Below are 24,882 nucleotides of genomic sequence, written 5' to 3' on the forward strand. Positions count from 1 at the left end.
ACAAGAAGAGTGGCGCCACCGTCGACCGTCCCGGCCTGGCGGGCCTGCTCGTCTACGCCCGCCCCGGCGACACCGTCGTGGTCCACACGCTCGACCGGCTCGGCCGCAACCGGCGTGAAGCCCTCAACCTCGTCCACGACCTGAACGACCAAGACATCGGCGTGCGCTCACTGGCCGACCCGCTGCCGATCAACACCGCCGACGAGGGCATGGCCCGCATCGCCTTCCTGCTGCTGGCCCTGTTCGCCGAGATGGAACGTACCTTCACAGCCGAACGGGCAGCCCATGCCCGCGCCGTCGCCGAAGCCGCCGGCCGCCGCATCGGCCGCCCTGTTGCCCCCCGCCGACAGAATCGAGTACGCCAAGCTCCTCAAGCAGCAGGGCAGCAGCCTCGGCGAGATCGCCGAGAAGACCGGCATCCCCAAGACCTCCCTGCACCGCTACCTCCAGGGATAGTCGTCCAGGAATCGGCGATGCTGCCCGTAGGCGTCGCCGAACGTCCCGATCCGCGGTGGGCGGGGTCGGTTACGGCGACTTCGGCGGGAGGCTGTGGGGCGCTGTCGAGTGGTCGGTCCGCGCTCAGCGCGCCTACCCGGCCGGGGCGTCCTGCTGCGGGAACAGCTGAGAAATCTTGTCGACTGCGCGATGGCCGTCGGGCACCCCTCGACCAGCGCGACCATCGAGGTCGAGTGCGCGGCGACCAGCGGCAGGATCGCCTGGTAGTCCGGCGACTTGTACCACTCCTGGGCGCTGGCCAGATCGGGGAACTCCAGCATCACGATGTCGCCGTCCCAGGTTCCCTCTTGCCCGACGAGTTGTCCGCCGTGCACCAGGAAGCGACCGCCGTACTGCGTCATCGTGGCCTCGATCCGCTCGATGTACTCCGCGATCTCCGGGCCGACCTCGACATCCTCCAGGTAGCCGATCGCGTACGCGCGGCGCCGTCATGCCGGCGCCTTGTCCAGGAAACCGCGTACGTCCTGGATCCGGCCTGATCCGTCCAGCACCAGAACGTCGAATCCGATCACCAGCGGCTCGGCTCCCTTCGGGCCCAGACCCCAGCGGAAGCGCACCTGTCGATGGTGGGCGTCGATCTCGCCAACCTGGGTGAACACGAACCCGGGAAACTGCGCCTGGACGCCATCGACGACCGCCGCGATCCCCTCGTGGCCGGAGACCTCGGCCATCGGATCGGTGTAGGTGACCTCGGGCGACCAGTGCTCGGATATCAACGTCGCACGGTCGTCGCCGGTCGCGTTCCAGGTGGCCAGGTACTGCTGGACGATGTCCTTCATCATCAATTCCTCCCGTTCGTTTCGATCGGCTGGTGTCCGGCATCCTGGCTCGGGTCCGGCCATCCGATCCATGACCTCACAGGTCATGGCTGCCGGGACACGGATCCGTAGACTCATGGCATGAGCGTTGCAAGCGAAGTCCCGCCGGTCGGTGCGCTGTTGCGGACCTGGCGCGAACGACGCCGGTTCAGCCAGCAGGAACTGTCCAACCGATCGCGGGTCTCCACCCGGCATCTCAGCCGGGTGGAGACCGGCAAGGCGCACCCGACCCCGGAGATGCTCATGCACCTCTCCGACAACCTGGATGTGCCGCTGCGGGATCGCAACCGAATCCTGTTGGCCGCCGGCTACGCACCGCGATATCAGGATCGTCAATTGGACGACGCGTCGATCGCAGCAGTGATGGACGGTCTGCGTCGACTCCTCGACGCACACCTGCCTTACCCCGCACTGCTGCTGGACGACCACTGGGACATCGTCGACACCAACACCGCCGTTGACCAGCTGCTGACCGGTTGCGCACCGGAATTGCTGGATCCGCCGATCAATGTGGTCCGGGTATGTCTCCATCCCGACGGGCTGGCCGACCGGATCAGCAATCTCACGGAGTGGGGCAGCCATCTACTGCAACAAGTGAGACACCGCGCCGAGCGCACCCATGACCAGCGCCACCACGAGCTTGTCACAGAGATCGCCGGATACCTCGACAAACCTGATGCCGCTACCCCCCTCGCAGGGCCAGTGATCACCCTCGAAATCGATGTCGACGGCAACCCGCTCCGGTTCTTCAGCACCTCCGCCACCCTCAGCACCGCCACCGACGCCGCCTTGGAAGGGCTGCATCTGGAGACGTTCCTGCCGGCCGACGACGCGACCCGACACCGGTTCGATCAGCGGTAGACCATGCCGTGCTCCACTCGGCGGAGCCGCTGCCTCCGTAGGAGCCCGAGGTGCCCATCAGCGGCCCTCCTGTTCCACCTTGGCCGCTTCCTGCACCATCGGGTCGATGTCGGTGGCGTCTGCCAGGCGTGCCGCCAGGTCGCGCAGTTCCTCGCTGTCACTGTCGGCGATGTCCAGGGCGGAGCCGGGGGTGAGGTTGCTGCGCATGTCCCATAGGCCGTCGGCGATGCGGCGGCGCAGCTCGGCGGAGGCCTTCGCCACGTATAGGAGGGACTCCACGAGCGGCTCGTTCTCCTGTTCCCGCCGGCCGCGCTCCAGCAGGGCCTCGACGACAGCCTGCTGCTCCGTGACCGGTCGTGCCGTCACCTCCTGCTGCGCGCTGCGCCGGTGCGGCTCGGCCTGGCCGGCGAGGTGGGAGACCCAGGTGACCTGCTCCTGGGTGAGGGACGCGGCCGCGGTGAGGCTCACGAGGGAGGCGGCCAGGCTGAGGTAGGGGCCGATCGGGGCCGTGGTGAGGTCGGGTTCGGAAGCGGCCCAGTGCCTGCTCGCCTCACTGACCTGGTCCGGTCTGTCGTCACGTTCCCCCTTCCCCCAGGCCTGCCAGTGCTCAAGGAGTTCACTGCGCTGGGCGTCCTGAAGTTTGACGAGGGTCTCGAAGTCCTTGCCGGGGCTGTCTTCCAGCAGCATGAGCTTGACGATCACTGAGGCGTCGATGACGCACGCACAGCGCAATCGGTGATCGGGCGGCCCGGCCAACCGGCCGGACAGGCCGCCGCACGTACCGTCGGCCCCGGGTCATCAACGCCCCAGCGTCACCCGGGAGCGGACACCCCGACCGCATCGCGCGACGGCTCCCCTTCGGCCGTCATACTTACCACAACAGCAGCATTGGCCACAGCAGCTGACATGCTGCAACAAACGCCTCCCCCTGGTCACAGGATCACTCCGTACCCTCCCGCCGCCGACACCATAAGCGCCCTGGGCCCGGCCAAGGCCTTCACTCAGCTGGGAGGCTCGGCAATCCCGGGCACCGGGGCCCCGTCACTGCGGAGACCACCGACCTGCTCGTGGGACGAAGAGGCTCAGCTCCGCAGGCAGCGGCGGGCTCGCGACCACCCCATGTTGGACTTCCGCGCGCGCCGAGTACGGCGTCACCGCCGGCATCGAGCAACGACGTCCGCTGCCGCTTCGTACTCGGCCTGTCCGACCTGAGCTGAACGGCCAAGACCGGCAACCGCAGTACGTCCGGGCCGCTCCCCTCCGCGGCCTTGCCCGTGCGGGCCTGCGAATCCTCGTGGGGCGTTGGATACTTTCTCCCTGTCCGGCGCCGGAAAGCAGGCATGACGATCTGTCGGCCAGGCACGTAGAGACCAGGGGGAGGAACCGACCGTGAGCACGCACCCCGACCTGCCCGACCACCTGGTCCACTTCACGGGCCGCCCCCGGGGGCAAGACGAGGAGGTACCGGACTTCGCCCAGGGCAGCGCCGAGGAGCGACTGGTGAACATCCTGCACAGCGGCGTGCTGCGCGGGAACACAACCTTCTGGACCGATGCACCGGTGATCTGCTTCAGCGAGGTCACCGAGGAAGCCCGCCGGGCGATGCTGCGCCACGGTGTCCGCCGCGGGCCCTACCCACCCTGGGGCCTCGTGTTTGACCGCCAGCAGCTCATCGCCGCCGGAGCCCGGCCGGCGCTGTACGTATCCCGTACCGAGCAGGCCCACATGAAGGCGGAGCTGCCGCGGCGCACATACAACCGGTGCGTGGTGTACGAGCCGGACGCCGCCCGGGGGCGGTCGGACTGGCTGTTCGAGCGGGAGTGGCGGCTGTGCTACGGCCCCGCGCAGACCGCAGAGCTGGCCATCACCCCCGAGCTTGTCGCCGGCGTCATCGTCGGCCGCCGGGGCTGGATGCCGCCGCCCCGGCAGACGGTGCCGGCCGACACCGTCGCCGACCTCAAGTCCCAACTGCAAGCCCTTCCAGCCCTGGTGAAGTCCTGGAGGGAACAACTCCCCGACAGGGCGCCGATCCAGAGCATCAGCGTGAGCGCAGGCTCGACGCGGACGAAATTCGCCGGGGCCGCCGACCGCCTGGCCCGCTGGTACTGGAACGGCTACGACCTCATACCAGACGGCCACTTCGACATACGGGAGCAGCAGATGGAGCACTCCCCGCACGACGACCAGGGGCCGGCAATCGAAGTCGGCCTCACGCTCGACCTCACCGAGTGAAGAACTGGTCGGTACCACGCGCCCAGAACATCGCCGACAACCTCACCACACTCCTGAAGCCACTCAGTTCAACCACCCCGTCGACGAAACCTCCGCGCACAGCACGTGGTATCAGCAGCCCGGGTTCCGCGCCACGTACCGCAGCGGCCTGGTGCTCCCGGACGACGAGGACAGAGGGCGCCCACAACCTGAAGATCAACTACGACGCGGCCGCCTCTGACATCCAAGCCAAAGAACTATCTGTCTAGTTACGACATCTTCCGTCTACTCACAGCATCACAGGTGAGATGCCCAGTCAGCCCGCCATCCAGCAACGCACCTGATGAGCCACGGCAGTTGAGGTGCCATACCAGTCAAGATCACAACATCATCTCTCAACTCTAAGCACAGCAGGTCAGCAGCGTTTTCATGTCGTAACTACATAGAAGATCGACAGCGCCGGCGACGAGGCGTAGGCCGTCGGCCGCTGACTGCCCCGACCGGGGTAGAAGGAGCCACACGAGCGGGTCGACTTCTCTCGCGTACGCGGGCGCGGCTCTGGATGCAAGAGACCAACTCATCCAATTCTAGGCGCAGTTGATGCTTCTATCGTTGTTCTGTCATGGTCTGTCCGCCTGATTCAGGGCGACGAGTGGGCAGGAAGCCGATGGCACGAGACGAGTACGACGAGGTCCAGGCAGCGAGACGGCCAAAGGTGCCGATCACGACCTGGCGATGGGCGCGGCAGATCGGGGAGACGCTGGACGCAGGGGCGGTGCGGCGGGCCTTGCGCTGGGCCGGGGGCCGCGGGCACGCCCTGGGCGCCGTCGAGCGCCTGCACGGCCGCCCCGCACCCCGCCACACCCCGTCGAGCCGCCCAGCAAGACCAGGACCATGCGAATCCAGACGCAGAAGCCGCACACCATCCGCCTCGCACCCACCGCTGTCCGGCCTTGACTCGCAAAGCGTCACCAATCACGGGTGCACCTCATTTCAGAGGGAGCCCCCTAAGAATGTCTGTGACCTCTCCAGCCTTGCTGACCATGTCCCCGGTGACCACGCCTCCCTCGCCTGCGTCGGTCACTGACTTTGCAAGGTCGGAGATCGGCCTCAGCGAGCCCTTGGGAAGGTCTTTGCCGCTCAAGCCCTCAAGTGCTGATCCCATTTGAATCTCCTTTCAGTCGGTACACGCCTGAGGCCCGGTGGACGGAGCGCCACCGCACCCATCGAGGGTCGATTCAAAGGTGGTGGACTCGCCCCCCGCACTCAGCCACACCGTTAGTCACTTATATGGCGGCACACTCCACTGGGGTCGCGATCTTTTGCGGCAGTCCCGAACGCGCCGAACAGGGTACGGCGTCGAGCGGGTACGGGACGTACGGAGAGCCGGGTTTCCCCTTGCCGCGCTCAGGAGGTAGCCGAAGTACGCGGCGACGTTCGCGGTGGTGGTGGTCGGCTGAGCGACCGGCCCTCCTGCTCGCACCACGCCTCCGGCCTCGGGGAACATCAGTACAGAGGTTGGTGCTGAGATTGATCATGGTCAGGGTGTGAGTGCGCTGACCCGGTCGCTGCGAACGAGCATGGGCCACAGGGGTAGGCCGTCGCCCGCCCCGGCGGTCTCGGTTTCGGCGAGGGCCCAGTAGGAAGGCATCAATCGCTTCGTGAGCGCCGGGCCGACGACAACTGGACCGGCGATCGCGCCAAGCATTCAAAGCTTCGCCCCAAGGACCAGGACTTGATCAACGGTGGCGCTGCCCGGCGGACGTAGCCGCAGACGGCTTCGGGGTGCGTAATGACAGGGGCCGACACCACCGTCAGGCTCTGACGGCCGGGCGGTCGTGGCCGGGCAGGTGCAGCAGCAGCCCTGGGCAACGGCAAGGGCTGCCGCACTGAGGACAGTCCTGTTCGCCGGTGGCGGTGGACGGCAACCAGTAGTCACGCAGGACGGCGACTGGCTTCCAGCCGCAGGACCTGGCCAGCTTGTCGCTGCGGTCCGGTCCGTCGTGCAGCCAAGATGTCCCGTACGCCTCCGTGCACCGTTCGCGCAACCAGCTGGTGCAGTGAGCGACAAGAGCACCGCCGAGGCCGCGGCGGCGCATCGGGACGGTCACGGCCAAGAAGGCCAGGCGGCCGATCTGCCGGCCGTCAGCGGAGGGCGGGACGGCGGGCAGGGTTCCCGGCGGCATAGGGACAATGAGTTCACGGTAGCCGTCGTCGTCGAGCACACGGGCGGCCGCGGCGCCCACCACGACGGAGTGTCGCCCAGACCGCGCGACAGGGAGGACCAACGTCCCGGCGCGCAGGTCCGCAAGGGCCCGGCCGACGGTGAGCATCCCGCGCCCCAGGACGGCGTCGAACAGGCCGATCGCCTCCGTCACCGCCCAGCGGTCGTTCGCCCCGAGTTCTGTGATGGTCCATTCGCCCGTGGTCCCGTCGCCCATGCAGGACAGCATCTTGCATCGTGGAGTGACAGCCCATTCCGGCACGCGAGCTGGGAGCAAGGTGATTTTTCAGCACAGCCACAAATCCGCTACTACCCCGCTCTTCTGCGGACAACGGACCGGCCGGTCGAGTTGCTCAGCCTCGCCCGCCGGGTCGCCATGCACCACAGCTGTTGCGCACGATAGCGTTGATGGCACCGGCGCTGAGCTGCACCGAACCGTCATACGTCGCCTCGCGCCACACTCGTTCCCCCAGAGATCCCGCTTTGCGTCCCGTGCCGCGCCAAGGTGGAGGCCTCCCGGCAGAAGGCATCAATCGCTTCGTGAGCACCGGGCCGACTACTGGGGTCATTCTCCGGAGAGGGTTGAGTCACCGTGACCGGGTCTTGTGCAAGCGGCACCAGGCTGCGGTGTCCCGGTGATGGCTGTGCTGGTGTTTTTGCCCGGCCGGTGCGTCGGCGAGGGGCGTCAGCACCTGCCGATGAGGCCGTACTCCTTGGCTTGGACAGCGGTGAACCAGCGGTCCTCGGCGAAGTCGCGGATGACTTGTTCCGCTTCGCGTCCGGTGTGCCGGGCGATGAGGAGGGCGATCTTCTCTTCGGTGTAGCGCAGTTCCTCGGGGCGGTTTCCCGGACCAGGTCGAGGGGCTGTGGTGAAGGCTGGCAGGTGCAGCATCATCCTGGTGTTCGGCATGGCGAACCGCTTGCCCGGGGCTCCGGCTGTCAGAAGGAACTGGCCCATCGAGGCGCAGAACCCCAGGCCGATGGTGGTGATGTCGCTGCTGACGTGCTGCATCGTGTCGTAGATCGCCATGCCAGCTGTCACCAGCCCGCCCGGTGAGTTGATGTAGAGCGTGATGTCGTCGTCCGAGTCAGCGTTCAGCAACAGCAGCTGCGAGGTGATGCGGTCGGCGGTCTCGGCGTCGATCGACTGACCAATGTAGAGGGTCCGGTGACATAGCAGCCGCTCCACGACAGGATCCGCATCCTGGGGCTGGAGAGCAGTCACGGCCTGGGACGCAGATGACATGCCAACCTTCCTTCCTCATGGCAGGAGCCGCCCGCTCGCATGGATATGAGCACCAGATCAGTGGCACGGATCCGGCCGGTCCACCAACGGGTGCCGGACCGGCCGGTCTCCTTGCTGCTGGCAACAGGTGGGCAACGGTCGGCGAAGAGGTCGCTAGTGCCGCATCAGACAAGGTTCGCCCTGTTGCGACGTGACGCGCCGTTCGGATGGTGGTCCGGATGGCGCGGTGTCGCCAGGCTGTCCGGGTGGCAGAACGAGTACGGGTTCGGGAGATCGATGATGACGAGGGCAGACGGCTGCTGCGGATCATTCGCAGGGGCACGGGATCGGTGGTGACCTGACGGCGGGCCCAGATGGTGCTGCTGTCCGCGCAAGGTATGCCCGTGTCGAAAATCGCCGAGGTGACGTTCACCAGCGCGGACCGGGTCCGAGACGTGATCCATAACTTCAACGCCGACGGCTTTGATTCGCTCTACCCCAAGTACACGGGCGGCCGGCCGAAGACCTTCACCCTGCCCGAACGGCGCGAGAGCAAGAAGATCGCCAAGTCCCAGCCGGCCGAGCACGGCCTGCCGTTTTCGACCTGGAGCCTGGCCAAGCTGGCCGACTTCCTGGTCGCCGAGGGGGTGGTCGACGACATCAGCCACGAGGGCCTGCGCATCATGCTCCGCGAGGAGGGCGTGTCGTTTCCACGCATAAAGACCTGGAAGACCTCCCATGACCCGGACTACGCCGCCAAGAAGGCCCGCGTCGAGCACCTCGACGCGCTCGCCGACGGCGAGGTCATACCCGAGGACGGCGAGCCCGAAGTCGTCTTCTGCCTGGACGAGTTCGGGCCGCTGAACCTCCAGCCCCACCCCGGGCGGCAGTGGGCCGAACGCAGCGGACGGCACAAGGACCCGGACCGGGAGCCCCGGCCCCGCCGCCGGGCGACCTACACCCGCCCGCACGGGGTACGGCAGCTGTTCGCCGCCTACGACCTGGGCAAGGACAAGCTCTACGGCCACATCAAACCGAGGAAGAACCGGACGAGGTTCCTGGCGTTCTGCCGCTACCTGCGCAGCCTCTACCCGCCCAAGATCCGCATCGCGATCGTGCTCGACAACTTCTCCCCGCACCTGACCACGAAGAAGGACACCCAGGTCGGCGACTGGGCAGCGGCCAACAACGTGGAACTGGCCTACACCCCGACCAACAGCTCCTGGCTGAACCGCATCGAGGCTCAGTTCACCGCCCTGCGCTACTTCGCGCTGGACGGCACCGACCACGCCAGCCACAAGGAGCAAGGCAGCACGATCCGCCGCGCATCATCTGGCGGAACAAGCACTCCTCTGACCAGCGCCTCCACAAGGTCGTGACCCGGGCGAACACCGCCTGAATCGGGCCGTGTTGGCGTTCACGGCTGCGGTCAGGCACCAGTCCTTCTGGCGCATCACGTCGCCCGGGCCTGACCGGCCAGCCACCGCTTCACTTCGTGCCAGGCGGCTCGCTCTTCCGCCTCGGTGCCCCACCACCAGGTGAAAGGCGAGTCGTCGGACGTCAACTCCTCTCGCCACCAGTCGAGGCTGTCGGCCAGGTGACGGCGGGCGACCGGTCCCGTCTCCGCCTCCCAGCGGGCGAGCCACGGGGTGACCGAGGAACTCGCGATCACACAGCTCTCGAACACCACACACGCCGAAACGGGCGGCGACTTCGTTCTCAGGGTCTGCGACCACCATGCGTCCAGGAATCCGGTCACTGCCCCAGTCTGCTCACGGGGCCACCGCGACCAGCCTGCCGCGGCCAGTCCACGGGCCATGAGATCGGACTCGGCCTCGCCCTGGGCGAGCACCACGACGAGCTGCGGCAGAACCCGACGGATGATCGCGGGTTGATCCTCCCAGTGAAAAGGATCTTTCTGCGCGACCCGGCGGACGAGGTCCGCCGGGAGCGGGACGCCAGGAGTCCGCAGCAGCTCGACCTCGCCCTCATCGAAGCACCGGCCGCAGCCGACCTCGTCCGCTTGGGCCGTCATGCCGCCGAAGGTCTTCGCGACCCTCGCTATCGCAGCGACCAGAACACTGCCATCCGGAGAAGTCACCATGCATCCCGTCAAGACTCCAGCAAGCTGGCCCAGCCGAAGAGAGCGACGCTACCAGGCGACAACTCAGCCATCAGAACAGGGCGAACTTTGCCTGAAGGGGCACTAGTGCTAGTGCGGGGCCGGCTGTTCTCCGGCGTGAACAGCCGGCGCTACGCCTGGGCCGAGCACCAGGCCCAGGACATGATTTCCGCGATCGTGGACGCGGCCGCGGACCTGGCCGAGCACTGCCTGGCCCAAGGCGATCCGCGCGGCGCACTGTGGGCGGCGACCAAGGGGCTGGATGCGGCGCCCGAGATGGAGAACCTCTACCGCGTTCTGTTCCGCACCTACGCCGCCCTCGGCGACTGGGATGCGCTGGAGCGGGCCGCGGAGAAACTCGACACCCTGAACATGGAATTGGGCGTCGACATGGAAGAGGCCACCGCCGAAATCCTGGCCCAGCTCAGCAAGTCCGCCTGAGCGACCCGCCCCCGCCGCGCACCGGTCGCGCAGCACGAGAGGACTCCGCATGCTCAGCCAGCTGCTGGCCGCACTTGGGGGCCTTGTGGCCGGAGCTGTGCTGCGCCCGGTCGTCGTTGCTCTCGCCGTCCCGGCCGGGCAGCCCGCCCACGTCACCTGCCCGGCCTGCACGCCTCGGCCGGTGCCGGCATGGGGCACGCACGCACTGCGGCTGCTGCCGCCTGGCGGCCGCTGCCCGAACTGCCGTGGACGGCTGTGTGCGCCCTGGCTGCCGGAGCTCACCACCGCCGCCGCGTTCGCTGCGGTCGCGGCCAGTGGCGCTGTCGGCTGGTACGCCGCCGCCCAGTACTGGATCGCTCTTCTCGGCGCCGGTCTTCTGCTGATGACAGCGCGGTGCAGCGGCTGCCGGACCTGCTGACACTGGCTGCCGCCGTCGGCACGCTGGCGTTGCTCAGCGCCGCAGCCGCTCATCACGAAGCCGGAAGCCTTCTGCGTGCCGCGGTGGTCGCGGCAGCGGCCAGTGGGCTGTTCACCGTGCTCGCCGTTCTGGGCACGACAGGTCCGGGCGACGCGAAGCTGGCGATCTCTCTCGGTGCGGTGCTCGGCTGGCACAGCTGGCAGGCCGCCGCCCTCGCGCTCGTCCTGACCTACCTCCTGGGGGCACGGTGGCAGTTGTGCTCCTGCTCACCCGGCGCGCACACCGCAAGAGCACACGGGCCTTCGGGCCGTTCCTCATCATCGGCACGCTCGCCGCCGCCCTCACCACAAGAACCTGACCGCCAGCTGGCCGCGCTATCCGACTGCCCATACCCGCAGAACAGGGCGCTGCCCGATACCCACATGCTTATCCCGCAGCGAATACCCACAGGTCCCCCGGCTGGGCAGGACCGCCCGCGGCATGGCCGATCGCCGTCGAGCGCATCGGCCACGATGCGGCCGTGGCCGATGGCTCATGGCCGATGGGGGAATCCGGATCGGCCACACGGCGGACCGGCCAGCACCCAGGCACGACCGATCACCGGCCGCGCAGACGCTTCAGCCAACTCCGTACGCGGCTCCGCGGCGGGATGCGTGATCGCACCCGTCGAAGCAGGCCCACCACCACGTCGTCCGCCCAGAACGGAGCCTCGGCGAGTGCCGTCCCCAGCTCGCGGGCCTGCACCTCTGGCACCTGGCCCACAAGGTCGAGCGCGATGGACTCCACCCATTGCTGCTGAGTGATCTCGCCGAGAAGCAACGGCAGGTCAATCTCAGGGGCATAGGCCACCTTCACGGTCGCCCCTCCGCCAACCCCGCAGCACGCTCCAGTTCTGCCAGGTGGCTCGTGTCATAAAAACGGATCACGTTGTCAAGGTCACACAGCACCGCACCGAGAGGTCCACTGGGGACCTTGGAACTCATCACTGACCTTGGATAGCACAACGCTCAGCGAGCGACCGGCGTCTCGTGTGACCTTGTCCCTGACGCGCGAATCAGGCAACGTCAGCTGAGACAGGGGCAATGTCACATGAGATGGGGAGGGACGACACGCCCCGCCAGTGGTGTCAGTTCTCAGCAACACTTTCCGGCCCAGTGATCAACAAGTGCTGCCCAATCTTGCCGATAAGCGGTGTTCGCTTTCACTTCCACAGCCACACGCCCGACAAGATCGAGATGCCGGTCGAAGCGGTCAGGGCCTCCGCGACCTTCTCCGAGAGCGGCCTCGGCGGCTACACCCTGGAGCACCTCAAGAACGACTGGTACCTCACCGACTGAACCAACGCGCCGTACGCGGAGCCGCCAGACGGACGGCTCCGCGCGCACGCCACCGGCGGCCGGTCGACCGGCGCCCGCCGACGACCTCCAGCCCACTTCGTACTGTCGACTGTCTCCACCCCGTGTCTGGCGGCGCCCGGGGCGGATCGGCTGAGGCTGGGTGCCGATCAGCCGAAGGGGTTGTCGGGGAAGCGGCGCAGGGGGGCTGTTGCCTCCGCCACGCGGACGGGAGCTGTGGGGGTGGTCTTCGGAGCCGGAGCCGATACCTGTTGCTGCTTCACTCCGGGAGGCAGGAAGCAGGGAGTACTGATGGAGAAGACCAGTTCAGTGGCTGGCATGTAGCTCTCCACGGAGAGGAAGAGGTTGTCGTGCCCCCCCTTGGCGTCCATCAAGGCATCCGACTTGTCTTCGCGGTAGCCACTGATCTTGTAGTGGGAGGCTTCGAGTTTCTTGCGCATGGCGCGTAGGGCTTTGCCGTGCTCGTCTCCGGGGAGCTTTGCCCGCACGGAGTAGGTCAGGTCGAAGCGTCCGTCGCTGGCGTGCTCATGGTCCTTGCCGAAGCAGTCGCGGAACTCCTTGTTCACGGTGCTGTCGTCGACTTTGAGTGAGTACTGTCCGGCCAGTGATTCGGCCAGCCTGCGGGCTAGCTGTTCGGCGTTGTCCCTGCTCTTGACCGGCAGCGGATCGTTCTTCCCGGAGTCGTTCATGCATCCTCCTGATGCAAGCAGGGAAAGTGTGAGCAAGCTGATGCGTCCGGCATGCCGGATCCTGCGGTTCACTGGGGTGTTCCCTCGGTTTTGGGCGATACCTTCGGGGGCACGTGATAGTCCCCGTCACTGGGTCGCTTCCCTGCGATGATGCGGCCTTGGTTGGCCAGGCTTTCACTGCCCTCGTCCCAATAGCCACCGTGTCCCGAGGTGTCCACCTCGAATACCTTGCCCCCGAACTCCTTGTCGGCGGGGTTCTCACCCAGGGATTTGTCCGAGGCGTCGGTGGAGACTATGTCGTCCTGTGCCCAGCCGGCCCAGACGTGGCGAGGGTCCATGTGCAAGTCCTTGGCGTGGTCCACCGTCATTCCCGGGCTGCCGACCGAGATGATGTCGTCGGCATCGAGGCCATGACCGCCGGCTGCGCCGGCGCCCACCACCGTCGAGCCGTAACTGTGCCCGAGCACCGTCATATGGGCGCGCTCTCCCTCGTGCGCCTCGCGCAGCCCATGGGTGAAGCTCCGCAGGTCGCCGGCCGCCGGGTCTGCACGGCCGGTCGTCACCATGCTGCCGTCAACCTCAGGGGCGTCGTATCCGAGCCATGAGACCACCGCAGTATTGCCGCCCCCCTTGTCCTTGGAGGCCTGCTGGAGTCGGTCTATCCGGTCGACCTGCTCGTCGAGGTTCGTCAGGTCGTTGTCGGTGCCAGGAACCTGCACAGCGACGTTGCGGGCAGTATCGGGGTTTCCCTGGGAAACCACTGCCCGTCCGTCTCCTCTGGTGTCGATGCCCAACACGTACAGCTGCTTGTTTGCGTCTTTGCTGCCATCGGCCTTGTCGAGTGCGTCCTGCAGTTTTCGCAGGCCGTCGTACTGCCTCTGGTCGTGGATGCCCAACTCGCCGTTCTGCTTCTTCATGTCGTACTCCGCAAGCGAGATGTCCACCGCTTTGCGGTTCGCCTCGTCACGGTCGGCGCTGGGGATGCCGTCCAGCCAGCCGATCTTCTCTGGGTAGGCGTCGATGTACTCCTGTCGCTCCTGGTCAGAAAGGCCCGCCCACCACTTGGCGTTCTCCTTCGGGTCCTTCTTCGAGGGGATGGCGTCCTCATCGAGGTGAGAGAAACCCGCAACTTCGCGGGCGGCGTCCTTCGCCGCCTGGGCGCCGTAGTCCTTGTCGAGAGTGAAGGCGTCGATCTTCTGAAGGAGCTGCATCCCCTTCCAGTCAGCGGTACTGGCCTCGTCGAGGGCGAACTGAATTTCGTTCTTGTAGCCGTCCATCACGGCGACGCGCACGGCATGATCTTCCTGCGCTTCCTCATCGGCGTTGCCGGTGGGGCAAGACCTGCCGTCCGTCACATTGCCATGGTCATCGACTGTGAATCCGTCGGCCTCAGCTGTACGCACGCTACGGCGCAACTGGTCCTGGGCTGACTTCATTTCGACATGAACGGTGTCCAGGATGGCGGCGATGGAGGTGACGTCGGACTGCGCGGTTGTGAGCTGGGTCTCGCTGGCTTCCATCTTCATGAAGGCGTAGCGGGAGTCGACGCCCTGCCACTGGCTGGCGTGGAGTGGTCCGGTTACCTTGTGCCGGTGCCGGGCCTGGGCTTCCTCCAGCGCTTTGGCAAGCTTCTGCCAGGACCTGACGGCGGCTTCGAGGTCGGAGAAGTCCTGCTTAAGGAGTTCCTTGAAGTTCCGCGACATCGGTCACCGCGCCTGGAACGACTGGGCGGTGACGTCTTCGTTGAACTGGTGGCCGTCCGCGGTGCGCCGCAGGCGGGACGCCGCGCTGTCGGGGTTGCCGCCGCCGATCCGCTGGCACAGCTCGTCGAGTGCCATACCCCAGTCGTGGGCAACCCGTTCCATATCAGGGCCGATGTACCAGGTCTTCATCGATGTGCCGGCTGCTTCGATGTCGCGCTTGGCCGTGGCGATGGGAGTCTGGAGATCGTGGCTGATGGCGTCGGCGGCGCTTGCTGCTCGCCGTAATTCCTCGGGTGCGACCGAGATGCTGCCGTTGGACATAATCCTGCATTCCCCCTGGTGAACGAATGTGTAGCTGCATGATCATGACAGCAAGTCCCTGAGGGTTGGTTGCAAGGTGGCGGGCTTCGGCTGAAAACCCGCGTACGTGCAAATCGCTCCGGCGCGAATCTGCTCACAAGGACGTCGCCCAGAGGAGGAGCTACGGTTGCGGCGTGGGCTTCGGTGGCGCCGCAATCCCCGGCTCGCTGTACGACTCCCGGGCGCACCAAACCCGGAGACTCCGGCGCACTCAGCAAGCTCCGGATAGACCTCGCCAACGCGAACGCCCGCGCCGCACGCCTGGCCGCCCGCGTCCAGCAGCTGGGGATGGACGTGGGCGTCGATGTCGATGACGATCAGACCTGCGGCGCCGCACGCCACACCGACGCCTGGGGCAGGGCGAGCCGACCACCACTTCCAGATCCGGTCCAGGTCAGTGGTCGCCGCATGGAAGCCGTGACACTTCCCTAGTGCAGGGGCAGTCCAAGTGGCTGTGCCCCTTCTCTGTGCAGGCCCGGCAGTTGCCGGCCGGGGTCTTGCGCCCGGGGGTTAGGGGTTGCACAGGCCAGCCTGCCGTCGCGCACCACTGGGCGACGGTGAGCATGTCCAGACTGGGCGTAGGAGTGATGGCGGCCTTCTGTACTTCTGGTGGTCTGGCTTCAGTCGCTGTAAGAAGCTGCAGGTCAGAGACTATCTACCGTAGAGTCAGCGACTGGAGCGACTGGAGCGACTGGAGCGACTGGAGCGACTGAATAACGGAACCAGTTGGGGGCGACCTCTACCGTGCCACAGGCCGGTTCGAAGCCTCAGTCGCTTCAGTCGCTGTTGCACACCCGTTGCACCCCTTCGGACACAACGGGCAGAGCCACTTGGGCCACGTCCCCGGAGGTGGGCTTCAGTCGCTGCAGAGGAAGACGGAGCGCTCAGCACTGGTGGGCAGCGACTCTGATTCCTTCAGTCGCTGCCCACCAGTACTGAGAAAAACGCCAGGTCAGAACGGGGCAGCGTCCTCATCAGCGACTGAAGGGACTCGAACTTGGAACTATGAAGACATTCCCGAGCGCGCGTGCGTGTCATAGATGCCAACCTTCAGTCGCTTCAGTCGCTGATGGGGGTACCTACACCCCTGTTGAGCTGCAGCGTTCTCAAGCGACTCAAGCAGCGACCGAGACGGCCTCAGCCGCTGACAGCTGGTTTAGATCGCTACGCCCTCTGACCACTGTCCCGCACGCCACGCGCTAAGGATTCCGAGTGCGTGGCGTTGTCGAGCCCGTGGGCGGGTTGAACTTGATGTGCGTCTTCGCCGCGCTGCTGCTCGCCGACTCCCCTCTGCGCGGACCTTGGCGCCTCAGCGCCCCTCCCGCTGGTGCTTTTCGTTAGGACGTGTATGCCGCCGGTACGGACCGCAGGCTGCGCCGCAGCACGCTGAGCGCCGCGACGGCGAGGGAAGCGACGATCGCGGTGCCGGTCAGGAGGTAGAGCCGACTGCCGTCGCCGGAGAGGGTGGTCAGCAGGCCACCCGCCCATGCGCCGAGGGCGACGGCGGCGTAGGCGATGCCCCGGCAGATGCCGGAGATCCGGCCGATCAGCGCCGGTCCCGCGACGTGCTGGCGCATCGCGCGCCATTGGACGTTGAAGACGACCGCGCCACTGGTGTTGGCGAGGAGGGCGGCCGCGACGATGGCGATATGGGCGGGGTTGACCATCAGCGCGCAGGCGCCGGCCAAGCCGGCCAGGCCGAGGCCCATGCCGAGGGCATAGCCGGCGCGTCTGCCCAATCGGGGCAGCAGGGAGGCGGCGGCCAGCGCGAAGACGCTGGATCCGGTGAAGATCAGACCTACGGTGGCGGCCGAGGCGTGCAGATTGTGGCGCAGCGAGTAGATGGCGTAGATGTCCAGGGAGCCGGTGCAGAGGTTGGATCCGGAGCTGAGCAGGATGCCGATCCGGATGGGGCGACGGCGCCAGGCCTGGCCGAGGCCGTCCCTGACATCGGCCCACAGCTCCCGGACGGTGACGGGCGTACCGGTCGGAGCCTTCTTCAGGCTGCGCAGCGGGAGGATCAGCAGTGTCGCGACGAAGAAGCTGGCCGCGTTGACGGCGATGGCCGGGCCGCCGTCCCCGAATCCGGTCAGAAAGCCGGCCATCGCCGGGCCCAACACCGCGCAGAGTGTACGGGTGGTCTCCAGGCGGGAGTTGGCCTCAAGTAGCCGCTGGGCCGGCATCAGCCGCGGGATGGCGGCCTCGTAGGAGGAGAGCAGGGTGGAGGCCGAGCAGGCCATCACGACCGTGATCACGGCGATGACCGAGAGGCTCGCCGCCCCGACCGTCACCAGCACCGCCAGTACGGCCATCAGGCTGCCGGCCAGCAGGGAGGTGGTGACCAGCAGGCCGTACGGGCCGCGCCGGTCGGTAAAGGCACCGCCGAAGAGTCCGGCAACGACGTGCGGGGCCATGGAGAGGCCGAACACCAGGGACATCGCGCCGGCGGATCCGGTCACCGCGTAGACGACCAGAGGGAGGGCGACGGTGTAGACCTCGTCGCCGAGCTGACTGCTGGTCTGGGCGATCCAGAAGCGGACGAACGAGGTGTCCCGCCCCAGCGGTGTAGCCAATTCGTCCGCCCCCGTGTGTATGTTCTCGATGCTCGTTGTCTCGCGTTCCGGTACGCCCCTGTTTTCAGAGGCTGAAGTAGTCCACCTTGATGCGCGGAATGTAGTTGGCGATGTCCGAGTAGTACTGGACGATTCCGTCGTGGAACTGGTCGTAGGAATGCTTGATGTCGTGCAGGTTGTTCACGGCCTTGTGCGCGTTCGCCGCCGAAATATCGCCCAGCACCTCCACCGCCTCGTCCAGTAAACCGACATGGCCGGCCTCGACGTCGATCTGCATATGCGTGATCAGCGGCTCCGCACAGGCCTCCGGATATCCCGCGACGCGGGCCGCCCGACGCAGGCTTTCTGCGCCCTCTTCGAAGTCGTCGGCACGCGCTTCAAAGAGAGTGGTGCAGGCGATGTACGAGAGTGTGTCCTGGCGGGCGATTTCACAGAGGTTGTTGATGAGCGACCACGTTCCGATGACCGGGTGGGCGGACTTGATGTGCTCCTTTGGCACACCCATCTTCTTCAGTGACTGCAGCATCATTCCCGCGTGGTTGTACTCTTCGGTGAAGTACTTGGCGAGAATCGGGGTCAGTCGCTCGTCGTCGCAGTGCGCGATCGCCGTGGCAATGTGCTTGGGTGCGGATTTCACATAGTGGTAGGTCTCCAGGATCATTCCCATAAAGACCTCGCCGCGCAACTCTCCGCTCTCCAGTCCTGCGAAGAGGTTGTGGAAGCCGATCTGCCGGCCCCACATGTCGCAACTTGCCTCGATCTGCTCGACAAAGGCTTTACCGGGCACAATGGCCAGCGGCTGCGGCCGGTGCAGCAGGCCCAGCTCATCGAAGGTCTGGGCGATCTGCCGTACCGAGCCCTCGTCGACCTTGGCGCGCTCGGCGATCTCGGCGATCGAGTGGCGGCCGTCGAAGTACCGCTTGATGGTGAGGAACTGCTCCCGGGTCCCGAATTCCTCGGTGATTTCGAAGTACTCCTTGCCGACGATCATCAGCATCGGCGATTCATCCGAGGTCCACTTGAACGTACAGTGCCGCAGGCGCGGATGCTCGATACGGGCCTGGGCATTTGCGAGATCCGCCGGGGCGGTGGTGGGGGCTGTCATGAGGAGTCTCCCGAGCCTTTCAGAAGCCGTTTCTCGGTGCTATCGCGCCCTATGGAAACCGGGGGTGCCGCGCCGGTTCACGCAGCACCCCCGGCATAACTGTGTCAGCCACAGGTGGTGATCGAAGCGATCTTCGAGCCCCCGGCAGGAGCCTCGACCTTCTTGACAGAGATCTTCATCATGTGATTCACCCCCCTTTATTTTTGAATCACCGAGGGCGGATCGACGAGAACCGCGAACCTCGGATCGCCGAAATGCTGCCGCAATGACCTTGACTCCAGCAAGAGAGATCGCAGTGGCCTATGTCACACGGAGGTCGACATCTTGATGGTTTAACCGCAGGTAGTCGCCCCGCGTGGCTTCTGGCAGAAGACCTCCTGCGGCGGAGATTTCAGCCTGGAGTGTAATTACCGAGGGGATACATTCCGGCCCGGCTGAAACCGTTCGCCCAACGCTCGTCGTCCGTCGGGCATTAACTGTGGCTACGGGTGAAACAAACGTTTCTCACTGTGGCATAACGCCCACTCTCCTACCGGCGGGTTCAACGGCTTTTCCGTCAGCCCGGCAGCTACAGCGCGGCGCGCTCCCCGCCCTCCGACCGCGGCCGGGGCTTGAATCGTTCGCCCGGCGGTGACCGGTTGGCCACGGCAATGGCAGGCGGCGAAACTGCCTCGATGACCTTGCTGCTGACCGGTACTCAGATCACCCGGTACCTCGACCTCGACGCCGCACTGTCCGCCCTGCGTACAGGTTTCGCCGCCGCTCCCGCCGGCCCCCGCCCGCTGCGCACCCACACCGCACTGCCCGGTCCCGGCACCGCGACGGCGCTGCTCCCCGGCCTGGTCGACGGCATCCCTGCCTACACGGTGAAGGTCAACGCCAAGTTCCCCGGCGCCACACCCGCCCTGCGCGGGGTGGTCTGCCTGCACGATCTGACGGACGGCGCGCTGCTGGCCGTACTGGACTCGGCCACCGTGACCTCCTGGCGAACGGGCCTGGCCGCAGCGCTCGCCACCCATGTCCTGGCCCCCGCAGGTGCCGACAGGGTGAGCATCATCGGCGCGGGGGCACAGGCGCGGATGGTGCTGCGGGGGCTCGGCCGGCTCCGTGCGGTGAGACGGCTGACGGTCCATGACATCGATCCGGAGCGGGCAGCGGCCTTCGCTTCGGAGCAGGGACGGCTGCTGGGGATTGCCGTGGATGTGGCCGCCGACCCCCCGTCGGCCGCCGCCGGTGGCGGGATCGTGGTCCTGGCGACCTGGTCCCGAACTCCCCTGCTCGAGCTCGCCGATCTGCGCCCGGGCACGCATCTCACGAGCCTGGGCGTGGACGAGCCGGGCAAGGCCGAGCTGGCGGACGACCTGCTGAGGGAGGCCCGTACGGTGGTCGACGACCTCGAACTGGCACAGGCCGTAGGCACCTTGCAGGGCCACGGACCAGTCGCCGACGCGACCTTCGGGGAGGTACTGCGGGGCGAACGCCCAGGTCGCGAGGACGACACGCAACTCACCGCATACACCCCAGTCGGCCTACCCTGGCAGGACCTGGCCCTGGCCTGGCCCACATATCAGGCAGCGTGCGCGGCCGGCGACGCTCCGAACGTGGACTTCCTGGCATGACGGACCACAGTCGGGCTTACAGCTCGATGTCGATGTGCTCCACGTCGGTGAACTCCACGCCCAGGCCGGCCGCGCGGGTGTTGTTGGCACGGAAGTACATCTCCGCAAGGCCCTCGGCCGCGATGCGTTGGAGCTGCTGCTCGGTGGCGCCCTGCTCGCGGGCGGTGAACAGCCGGTCGGCGTAGGCAGGCGGCAGAGCCTGGGTGATGTCGCGGATCCGGGCGTCGTCGGTCGTGCCCGGCGCGGCGGTGAACCCGAACCGGGCTCGGCTGGAGACGACCAGACCGTCGGTGGTTGCCGCCTTCTTCTTGGCCTTCGCCCGGATCTGCGGCTGCCAGCGGCGCTTGACCTCACGCTCTATGCGCGCACGCAGGTCCTTGCGGGGCCGCTTGAGCTTGCCGACGACGTACCGCTCCACGGTGCGCTGGGAGACCCCGAGCACCTCCGCGACCGGCCTGGTGCCCTTGAGCTGCTTGACCAGATACTTCATCTGCGCCTGGGCGCTCTTGGGGATGGGGCGGGTGAACGCCCCATCCAGCGCGCGGTCCAGGCTGTCGCCGACCGAGTCCACCATGACCTGCTACTCCCCTTCCCCGGCCGTCGGGTCGTTCTTGATCAGGTTGGCGACGTTGAAGACGCCGCCCTGAGTCTCGAACTGCTCCTCGGCCCACAGCACGGTCTGTGTGCCCTGGTGCTTGACCATCCCCGGAGAGACCCCGAGGCGGAACGTGCCCGGCGCCGGCTTGCCCTCCGGGGTGTGCGGCAGGATGTCCAGCGGGGACGGGCCGGGCGAGGGGTAGACGATCGCGTCGGTGCCGATCGCGACCGGGTAGACGCCTGCCGCGGCAGCGGTCTTCATCAGCTTGCGGTGGATGCCGATCCGTTGATTGGCCAGCACGGCGGCCCGGATGTCGGGGCGCCACGTCTCCCGGGCGAGGGCCGGCCACGGCGCCCCGTACTGCACCTGCCCGCGGTTGCGCTGGCGCAGCTTGCCGATGCCGCCCTTCGCGGTCGCCTTGATCGCGCCCGCCAGCAGCGCCATCGCCGGGTCGATGCCCTTGGAGCGCGCCATCGCGTCCAGGAAGTCCTGGCCGCCCAGGTCGGTGGTGACGCCCAGGTCGGCCATCGTGGCGACGTAGGCGTCCCGCAGCCGCTTGTACCAGCCGTCCAGGTAGCGGCCGGTCTGGGTGCGCACGTACGCCTCGATCGGCGCGACGTCGAAGCCCAGTTCTTGGGCGTAGGCGACGGTGGGGGTGGCGTACCAGGCCGGGCCGGTCGGGCGGTCACCCTTCGGTGTGAACGGCGACGGGAGCCGCTCGCCGTCGACCGTACGGCCGCCGACGTCCACGCGGGACAGATCGACGTGGGAGAGGTCGACCAGCCACGAGCCGGGCAGCGACGAGTCGAACTTCGGGTTGCCGGTCAGGTGGCTCGGCCCGTTCAATCCGACGGTAAGCCCGTTGGCGGCCGCGGCGAACGACATGTTGATGTCGACCGCGACCAGGTACGGGTTCATGCACTCCTCATCGGTCAGCTGCCGGCACCAGTCGTACGGCTCCTCCATCAGCATCTCGGCCGGGGTACGCAGGTGATGCCTGGGGAACTTCCCCTGGAGTTGCGGATGCTCGTCCGGGATCTCGCAGTCCACGACGTCGTACACGGCGGTGATCGCGTCCACGTTGAACGCCTGCTTGAACGCGCCGGTCGCCTCGTCCTTCTGCGCGCGGGTCGGCGGGCGTAGAGCGACCATCAGCTCCAGGCCGGTGACCGCCGTGGTGCCGCGCGGCGTCATCACCCGCTCCGCATAGTTGCCCAGGTACCGGGCGAGGTCGGCCGGGTGCATGCCCGGCAACTGCGGGTCGTCCTTCTTGTCCCACTCGCGCACGTCCAACGCGTTCCAGGCCGGGATGCACAGCTGCACGCAGCGACGCTTGGAACCCTCGGGCTCGCGGTAGACGCGGGCCCACGGCCCGAAGCCGCGCTGGGTGAGCTGGAGTCCGGCCCGCTGGATCTGCTTGATGACCTTGTGGCTGTCGGCGAGCCGTCCGGCGCGCCGCTCCTCCTCCGACAGGGCGGCGGGCAGGGCGTAGCGCTCCAGGGCGGCCGGGGTGAGGACGAGGACGGGGTCGGCGTCGCGGCCGTTGCGGTGCAGACGGGCCTGCCCGAGCTTGGCCTCGGTCAGCGTCCAGTCGACCAGTGCGGGCAAGGACTTGGCGGACACGTCCAAGACCAGGCCGCCGACGCAGTACGCCGACACCTGCCCGTCCTCGCAGTCGACGACCGCCAGCGGGCCGTTCTCGAACCGCGCGTCGGTGCCTGCCGGGCCGGCCGGCTTCGTCACCGCCTTACGCGCGGCCGGCCGCCGCGACGCCGACGACGGCTGGCTGGCACGCACCGGACGCGATGGGGTGGCCGGGGCGGCGCTCGGCTCAGCGTTGTCTTCGGCGGTCACGGTCGCTGCCTGGGGCGCTGAGGGGGATGGGGATGGAGTGCGCGCCTCGGCCCGGGCCGGCGTGTCAGTGGGCGTGTCAGTGAACCTCTCCGGCAGCTGCGCAGCATCGGCGTCGGCGGGCTTGGGGTACTTCTCCGCCCACCCGTCCAGCAGCCGCTGGTAGGCCTGCCGACGCGGCGGCCGCGGCTCCGAGCGACCGGCCTCCCAGTTCTTCACCGTCTGCGTCGACGTCCGCAGCACCTCCGCAAGCCGGGCCTGCGAGACACGGGCCGCTTCGCGCAGCCGCGTTCGCTCCGCCGGGGGCGGCATCTCCGGCTCACCCTCCAGCAATGCGTCCACCGCCGCAAACAGCTCATCTTCGGTCGGCATACTTCACCTCCAACCCCAACACTACCGCGAACTTACCCATGAATTTGCCCATGAGTTTGCACTGGAATTTATGATCGAATTTGTGATCGCGCCGCTGTGACCAGAACACGGGGAGGCGTGGTGACCAAGCTGGATGACCTCTCGCAGCGAAGGTTGAACGGTGTCACCGAAGGAGGGTGACCGCTGTGTTTCTCAGCGAAGGTTGAGTGGCTTTTGGGGCCTGGCTGTCTGGGGAGACGGTCTACCGGAGAGCGAGAGCCGCTTCGCCTGCCCCAGTACTGTGGCTTCGTATGACCGACTCCGAGATCGAGATCACCGCAGACCTGGTCCACGACCTGCTGCAGGAGCAGCATCCGGACCTTGCAGGGCTGGCCATCCGTGAGGTAGTGGGCGGATGGGACAACCAACAGTGGCGCCTTGGCGACGAGTTGGCCGTGCGCATGCCGCGTACAGAACGTGCCCCGGATCTCCAACGCAAGGAGTGCCGATGGCTGCCCGTCCTGGCCCCGCGCCTGCCGCTCCCGGTCCCGACCCCTGTGCGGACCGGTGAACCGTCCGCACGCTTCCCGAGGCCCTGGACCATCATGACGTGGGTCCCTGGCGAGCCACTGGACCACACCTCGATCAGCCGCGGCGACCACGCGGCCGTCACTCTGGCAGGCTTCCTCAGGGCGCTCCATGTGGAGGCGCCCGCCGAGGCTCCGACCAGTTCGGACCGCGGCGCTCACCCCAAGAACTGCACGGACGGCTTCGACCACTTCCTTCAAGCCGTTGCCCCCGGCGGCATTGCCGACGAGGTCCGGGCCGTCTGGGATGACGCCGTTGCGGCCCCCGAGTGGGAGGGCCCGCCGGAATGGGTGCACGGTGACCTTCATCCCGCGAATGTCGTGGTCTCGGATGGCACGCTGTCGGGCGTGATCGACTTCGGTGACATGTTCGCCGGCGATCCGGCGTGGGACCTCGCGGCCGCATGGGTGGTCCTTCCCGCAGGCGCCGCCTCACGGTTCTTCGACGTGTACGCGCACGTGGACGAGGCGACGATCCGGCGCGCCCGCGGGCTGGCTGCCCTGAAAAGCCTGTTCCTCATGCTTATGGGCCAGAACGGAGATCGGGGCCTTCCTGGCGGCAAGCCGACATGGGGACCCGCAGGCCAGGCGGCGCTCGATCGCGTTCTGAGAGGCGATTTGATGTAGACACGGAGCGACGAGCTTCAGAGGCCCACCCGACTCCCATCCGTTCGGTCTCGCGCGACTCGGTGCTCGATCTTCGGTGAGAACGCTCAACCTCCGCTGCAGTAGGGCGCCGGACGTCGGCTCAGGCGTGCTGTCCGAACAGGAGAGCTGCGACGTGTTGCACCGTGTGATCTTTCCGGCAGCCACCGAGAGCGCTGGGCGCCGGGCCCGGCCGGTCGTCTTCATTGTCGGAGATCAGCCGGGTGCCGGGACAGACCGAGGTCGCGGAACTCTTCCAGACAGAGCTGGACCGTCGGGGCAGCGCGGTGAGAGTATGCCGCGACCTCTACAAGGCCGTGCACCGGCGCTGCACCGAGCTGCTGACCGCCGACGTCCGCACGGCGGGAGCCCAGGTCCGGCCCGATACTCGGCGCTGGCAGGCGGCCGTGGAAAACCACGCCCAGTTCTGCGAGTTCGGCGTGGTGGCCGCACCCGCGCTCGCCGATGCTGGCGAGTTCCGTGCGTCGGCGGCCGCGTAGCGAAGAGCCGGCCGCCGGGTGGAGCTGGTGGCGGTAGCGACCGCAGAAGCCCAGAGTCAGCTCGGGATCCTGGACCGCTTCCTGACGGGACACCGTATGTGTCGTGGACG

General features: G+C 67.2%; 22 protein-coding genes and 5 pseudogenes. 11 read left to right on the top strand and 16 right to left on the bottom strand.

All coding sequences use genetic code 11. From position 1 onward, the window contains the following. Positions 1-44: 44 nt before the first annotated feature. Positions 45-257, top strand: a pseudogene (locus ACZ5XZ_RS35015) (recombinase family protein); the annotation flags it as partial. 28 nt (positions 258-285) lie between these two features. After that, positions 286-456: a helix-turn-helix domain-containing protein gene (locus tag ACZ5XZ_RS35020; protein WP_468985746.1), complete on the top strand. Its 171-nt coding sequence runs from the start codon at positions 286-288 to the stop codon at positions 454-456. On the opposite strand, the gene ACZ5XZ_RS35025 is transcribed toward ACZ5XZ_RS35020, so the two are convergent. Both ACZ5XZ_RS35025 and ACZ5XZ_RS35030 read right to left on the bottom strand, forming a co-directional pair. Continuing rightward, complete coding sequence (locus tag ACZ5XZ_RS35025) at positions 441-926, bottom strand: DUF1330 domain-containing protein (protein ID WP_468985857.1); 486 nt, start codon at positions 924-926, stop codon at positions 441-443. The two genes, ACZ5XZ_RS35020 and ACZ5XZ_RS35025, sit on opposite strands and share 16 nt — an antisense overlap. A gap of 18 nt (positions 927-944) precedes the next feature. Beyond that, complete coding sequence (locus ACZ5XZ_RS35030; RefSeq protein ID WP_468985748.1) at positions 945-1,298, bottom strand: nuclear transport factor 2 family protein; 354 nt, start codon at positions 1,296-1,298, stop codon at positions 945-947. Between the two features lie 117 nt (positions 1,299-1,415). Here ACZ5XZ_RS35030 and ACZ5XZ_RS35035 point away from each other — a divergent pair, with 117 nt between their 5' ends. Beyond that, the gene (locus ACZ5XZ_RS35035) at positions 1,416-2,195 is read left to right on the top strand and encodes a helix-turn-helix domain-containing protein (protein WP_468985751.1); all 780 of its coding nucleotides are present in this window, start codon (positions 1,416-1,418) and stop codon (positions 2,193-2,195) included. Positions 2,196-2,252: 57 nt separating this feature from the next. Here ACZ5XZ_RS35035 and ACZ5XZ_RS35040 read toward each other — a convergent pair whose 3' ends face one another. Next, a complete protein-coding gene (locus tag ACZ5XZ_RS35040; RefSeq protein WP_468985752.1) occupies positions 2,253-2,897 on the bottom strand; it encodes a hypothetical protein in 645 nt (214 codons plus the stop codon). A gap of 687 nt (positions 2,898-3,584) precedes the next feature. Between ACZ5XZ_RS35040 and ACZ5XZ_RS35045 the strand changes: the two genes are divergently transcribed. Further along, the gene (locus ACZ5XZ_RS35045) at positions 3,585-4,427 is read left to right on the top strand and encodes a hypothetical protein (RefSeq protein WP_468985754.1); all 843 of its coding nucleotides are present in this window, start codon (positions 3,585-3,587) and stop codon (positions 4,425-4,427) included. A 967-nt stretch (positions 4,428-5,394) separates the two neighbouring features. Here ACZ5XZ_RS35045 and ACZ5XZ_RS35050 read toward each other — a convergent pair. The 3 genes from ACZ5XZ_RS35050 to ACZ5XZ_RS35060 form a co-directional block, all read right to left on the bottom strand. Beyond that, positions 5,395-5,571 (bottom strand): hypothetical protein, encoded by a 177-nt coding sequence (locus ACZ5XZ_RS35050; protein WP_468985755.1) that lies wholly within the window; start codon positions 5,569-5,571, stop codon positions 5,395-5,397. A gap of 649 nt (positions 5,572-6,220) precedes the next feature. Further along, positions 6,221-6,847: a GNAT family N-acetyltransferase gene (locus ACZ5XZ_RS35055; RefSeq protein ID WP_468985758.1), complete on the bottom strand. Its 627-nt coding sequence runs from the start codon at positions 6,845-6,847 to the stop codon at positions 6,221-6,223. Positions 6,848-7,315: 468 nt separating this feature from the next. Continuing rightward, a complete protein-coding gene (locus ACZ5XZ_RS35060; RefSeq protein ID WP_468985759.1) occupies positions 7,316-7,819 on the bottom strand; it encodes an ATP-dependent Clp protease proteolytic subunit in 504 nt (167 codons plus the stop codon). 302 nt (positions 7,820-8,121) lie between these two features. Between ACZ5XZ_RS35060 and ACZ5XZ_RS35065 the strand changes: the two are divergent. Then, positions 8,122-9,254, top strand: a pseudogene (locus ACZ5XZ_RS35065) (IS630 family transposase). A gap of 54 nt (positions 9,255-9,308) precedes the next feature. Here the strand turns inward: ACZ5XZ_RS35065 and ACZ5XZ_RS35070 are convergent. Further along, complete coding sequence (locus ACZ5XZ_RS35070; protein WP_468985760.1) at positions 9,309-9,890, bottom strand: hypothetical protein; 582 nt, start codon at positions 9,888-9,890, stop codon at positions 9,309-9,311. Between the two features lie 156 nt (positions 9,891-10,046). Here ACZ5XZ_RS35070 and ACZ5XZ_RS35075 point away from each other — a divergent pair, with 156 nt between their 5' ends. The 3 genes and pseudogenes from ACZ5XZ_RS35075 to ACZ5XZ_RS35085 form a co-directional block, all read left to right on the top strand. Beyond that, entirely contained in the window at positions 10,047-10,418 is a 372-nt protein-coding gene (locus tag ACZ5XZ_RS35075; protein WP_468985763.1) for a bacterial transcriptional activator domain-containing protein, read from the top strand. Between the two features lie 49 nt (positions 10,419-10,467). Further along, complete coding sequence (locus ACZ5XZ_RS35080; protein WP_468985765.1) at positions 10,468-10,836, top strand: hypothetical protein; 369 nt, start codon at positions 10,468-10,470, stop codon at positions 10,834-10,836. After that, positions 10,812-11,021 (top strand): annotated as a pseudogene (locus ACZ5XZ_RS35085) (prepilin peptidase); the annotation flags it as partial. The gene ACZ5XZ_RS35080 and the pseudogene ACZ5XZ_RS35085, both read left to right, overlap by 25 nt. Before the next feature lie 460 nt (positions 11,022-11,481). Here ACZ5XZ_RS35085 and ACZ5XZ_RS35090 read toward each other — a convergent pair. The 7 genes and pseudogenes from ACZ5XZ_RS35090 to ACZ5XZ_RS35120 form a co-directional block, all read right to left on the bottom strand. Continuing rightward, a pseudogene (locus ACZ5XZ_RS35090) lies at positions 11,482-11,819 on the bottom strand (HAD family phosphatase); the annotation flags it as partial. 521 nt (positions 11,820-12,340) lie between these two features. Next, positions 12,341-12,880 (bottom strand): hypothetical protein, encoded by a 540-nt coding sequence (locus tag ACZ5XZ_RS35095; RefSeq protein ID WP_468985767.1) that lies wholly within the window; start codon positions 12,878-12,880, stop codon positions 12,341-12,343. Positions 12,881-12,948: 68 nt separating this feature from the next. Beyond that, positions 12,949-14,583 carry an alpha/beta hydrolase gene (locus ACZ5XZ_RS35100; RefSeq protein ID WP_468985769.1) on the bottom strand — a complete coding sequence of 545 codons (1,635 nt, stop codon included), beginning with the start codon at positions 14,581-14,583 and terminating at the stop codon, positions 12,949-12,951. A gap of 3 nt (positions 14,584-14,586) precedes the next feature. After that, positions 14,587-14,904, bottom strand: coding sequence for a hypothetical protein (locus tag ACZ5XZ_RS35105; RefSeq protein WP_468985772.1), 318 nt, complete (start codon positions 14,902-14,904; stop codon positions 14,587-14,589). Positions 14,905-14,946: 42 nt separating this feature from the next. Beyond that, a pseudogene (locus tag ACZ5XZ_RS35110) lies at positions 14,947-15,351 on the bottom strand (bifunctional DNA primase/polymerase); the annotation flags it as partial. 929 nt (positions 15,352-16,280) lie between these two features. Beyond that, positions 16,281-17,516 carry an MFS transporter gene (locus ACZ5XZ_RS35115; protein WP_468985774.1) on the bottom strand — a complete coding sequence of 412 codons (1,236 nt, stop codon included), beginning with the start codon at positions 17,514-17,516 and terminating at the stop codon, positions 16,281-16,283. A gap of 64 nt (positions 17,517-17,580) precedes the next feature. Further along, a complete protein-coding gene (locus ACZ5XZ_RS35120; RefSeq protein ID WP_468985777.1) occupies positions 17,581-18,621 on the bottom strand; it encodes an iron-containing redox enzyme family protein in 1,041 nt (346 codons plus the stop codon). A gap of 674 nt (positions 18,622-19,295) precedes the next feature. Here ACZ5XZ_RS35120 and ACZ5XZ_RS35125 point away from each other — a divergent pair. After that, on the top strand, positions 19,296-20,240 hold the full coding sequence (locus tag ACZ5XZ_RS35125; protein WP_468985779.1) for an ornithine cyclodeaminase family protein: 945 nt from the start codon (positions 19,296-19,298) through the stop codon (positions 20,238-20,240). A gap of 16 nt (positions 20,241-20,256) precedes the next feature. Here ACZ5XZ_RS35125 and tpg read toward each other — a convergent pair whose 3' ends face one another. Further along, positions 20,257-20,814, bottom strand: coding sequence for a telomere-protecting terminal protein Tpg (tpg, locus tag ACZ5XZ_RS35130; protein WP_468985782.1), 558 nt, complete (start codon positions 20,812-20,814; stop codon positions 20,257-20,259). 6 nt (positions 20,815-20,820) lie between these two features. Further along, positions 20,821-23,061, bottom strand: a complete 2,241-nt coding sequence (gene tap, locus ACZ5XZ_RS35135) for a telomere-associated protein Tap (RefSeq protein ID WP_468985784.1) — start codon at positions 23,059-23,061, stop codon at positions 20,821-20,823. Positions 23,062-23,351: 290 nt separating this feature from the next. On the opposite strand from tap, the gene ACZ5XZ_RS35140 reads away from it, so the two are divergent. Both ACZ5XZ_RS35140 and ACZ5XZ_RS35145 read left to right on the top strand, forming a co-directional pair. Next, a complete protein-coding gene (locus ACZ5XZ_RS35140) occupies positions 23,352-24,254 on the top strand; it encodes an aminoglycoside phosphotransferase family protein (protein WP_468985785.1) in 903 nt (300 codons plus the stop codon). Between the two features lie 242 nt (positions 24,255-24,496). Beyond that, on the top strand, positions 24,497-24,772 hold the full coding sequence (locus tag ACZ5XZ_RS35145; protein ID WP_468985787.1) for a zeta toxin family protein: 276 nt from the start codon (positions 24,497-24,499) through the stop codon (positions 24,770-24,772). Positions 24,773-24,882: the final 110 nt, after the last annotated feature.

The sequence above is a fragment of the Streptomyces sp. NPDC033270 genome (assembly GCF_055576575.1).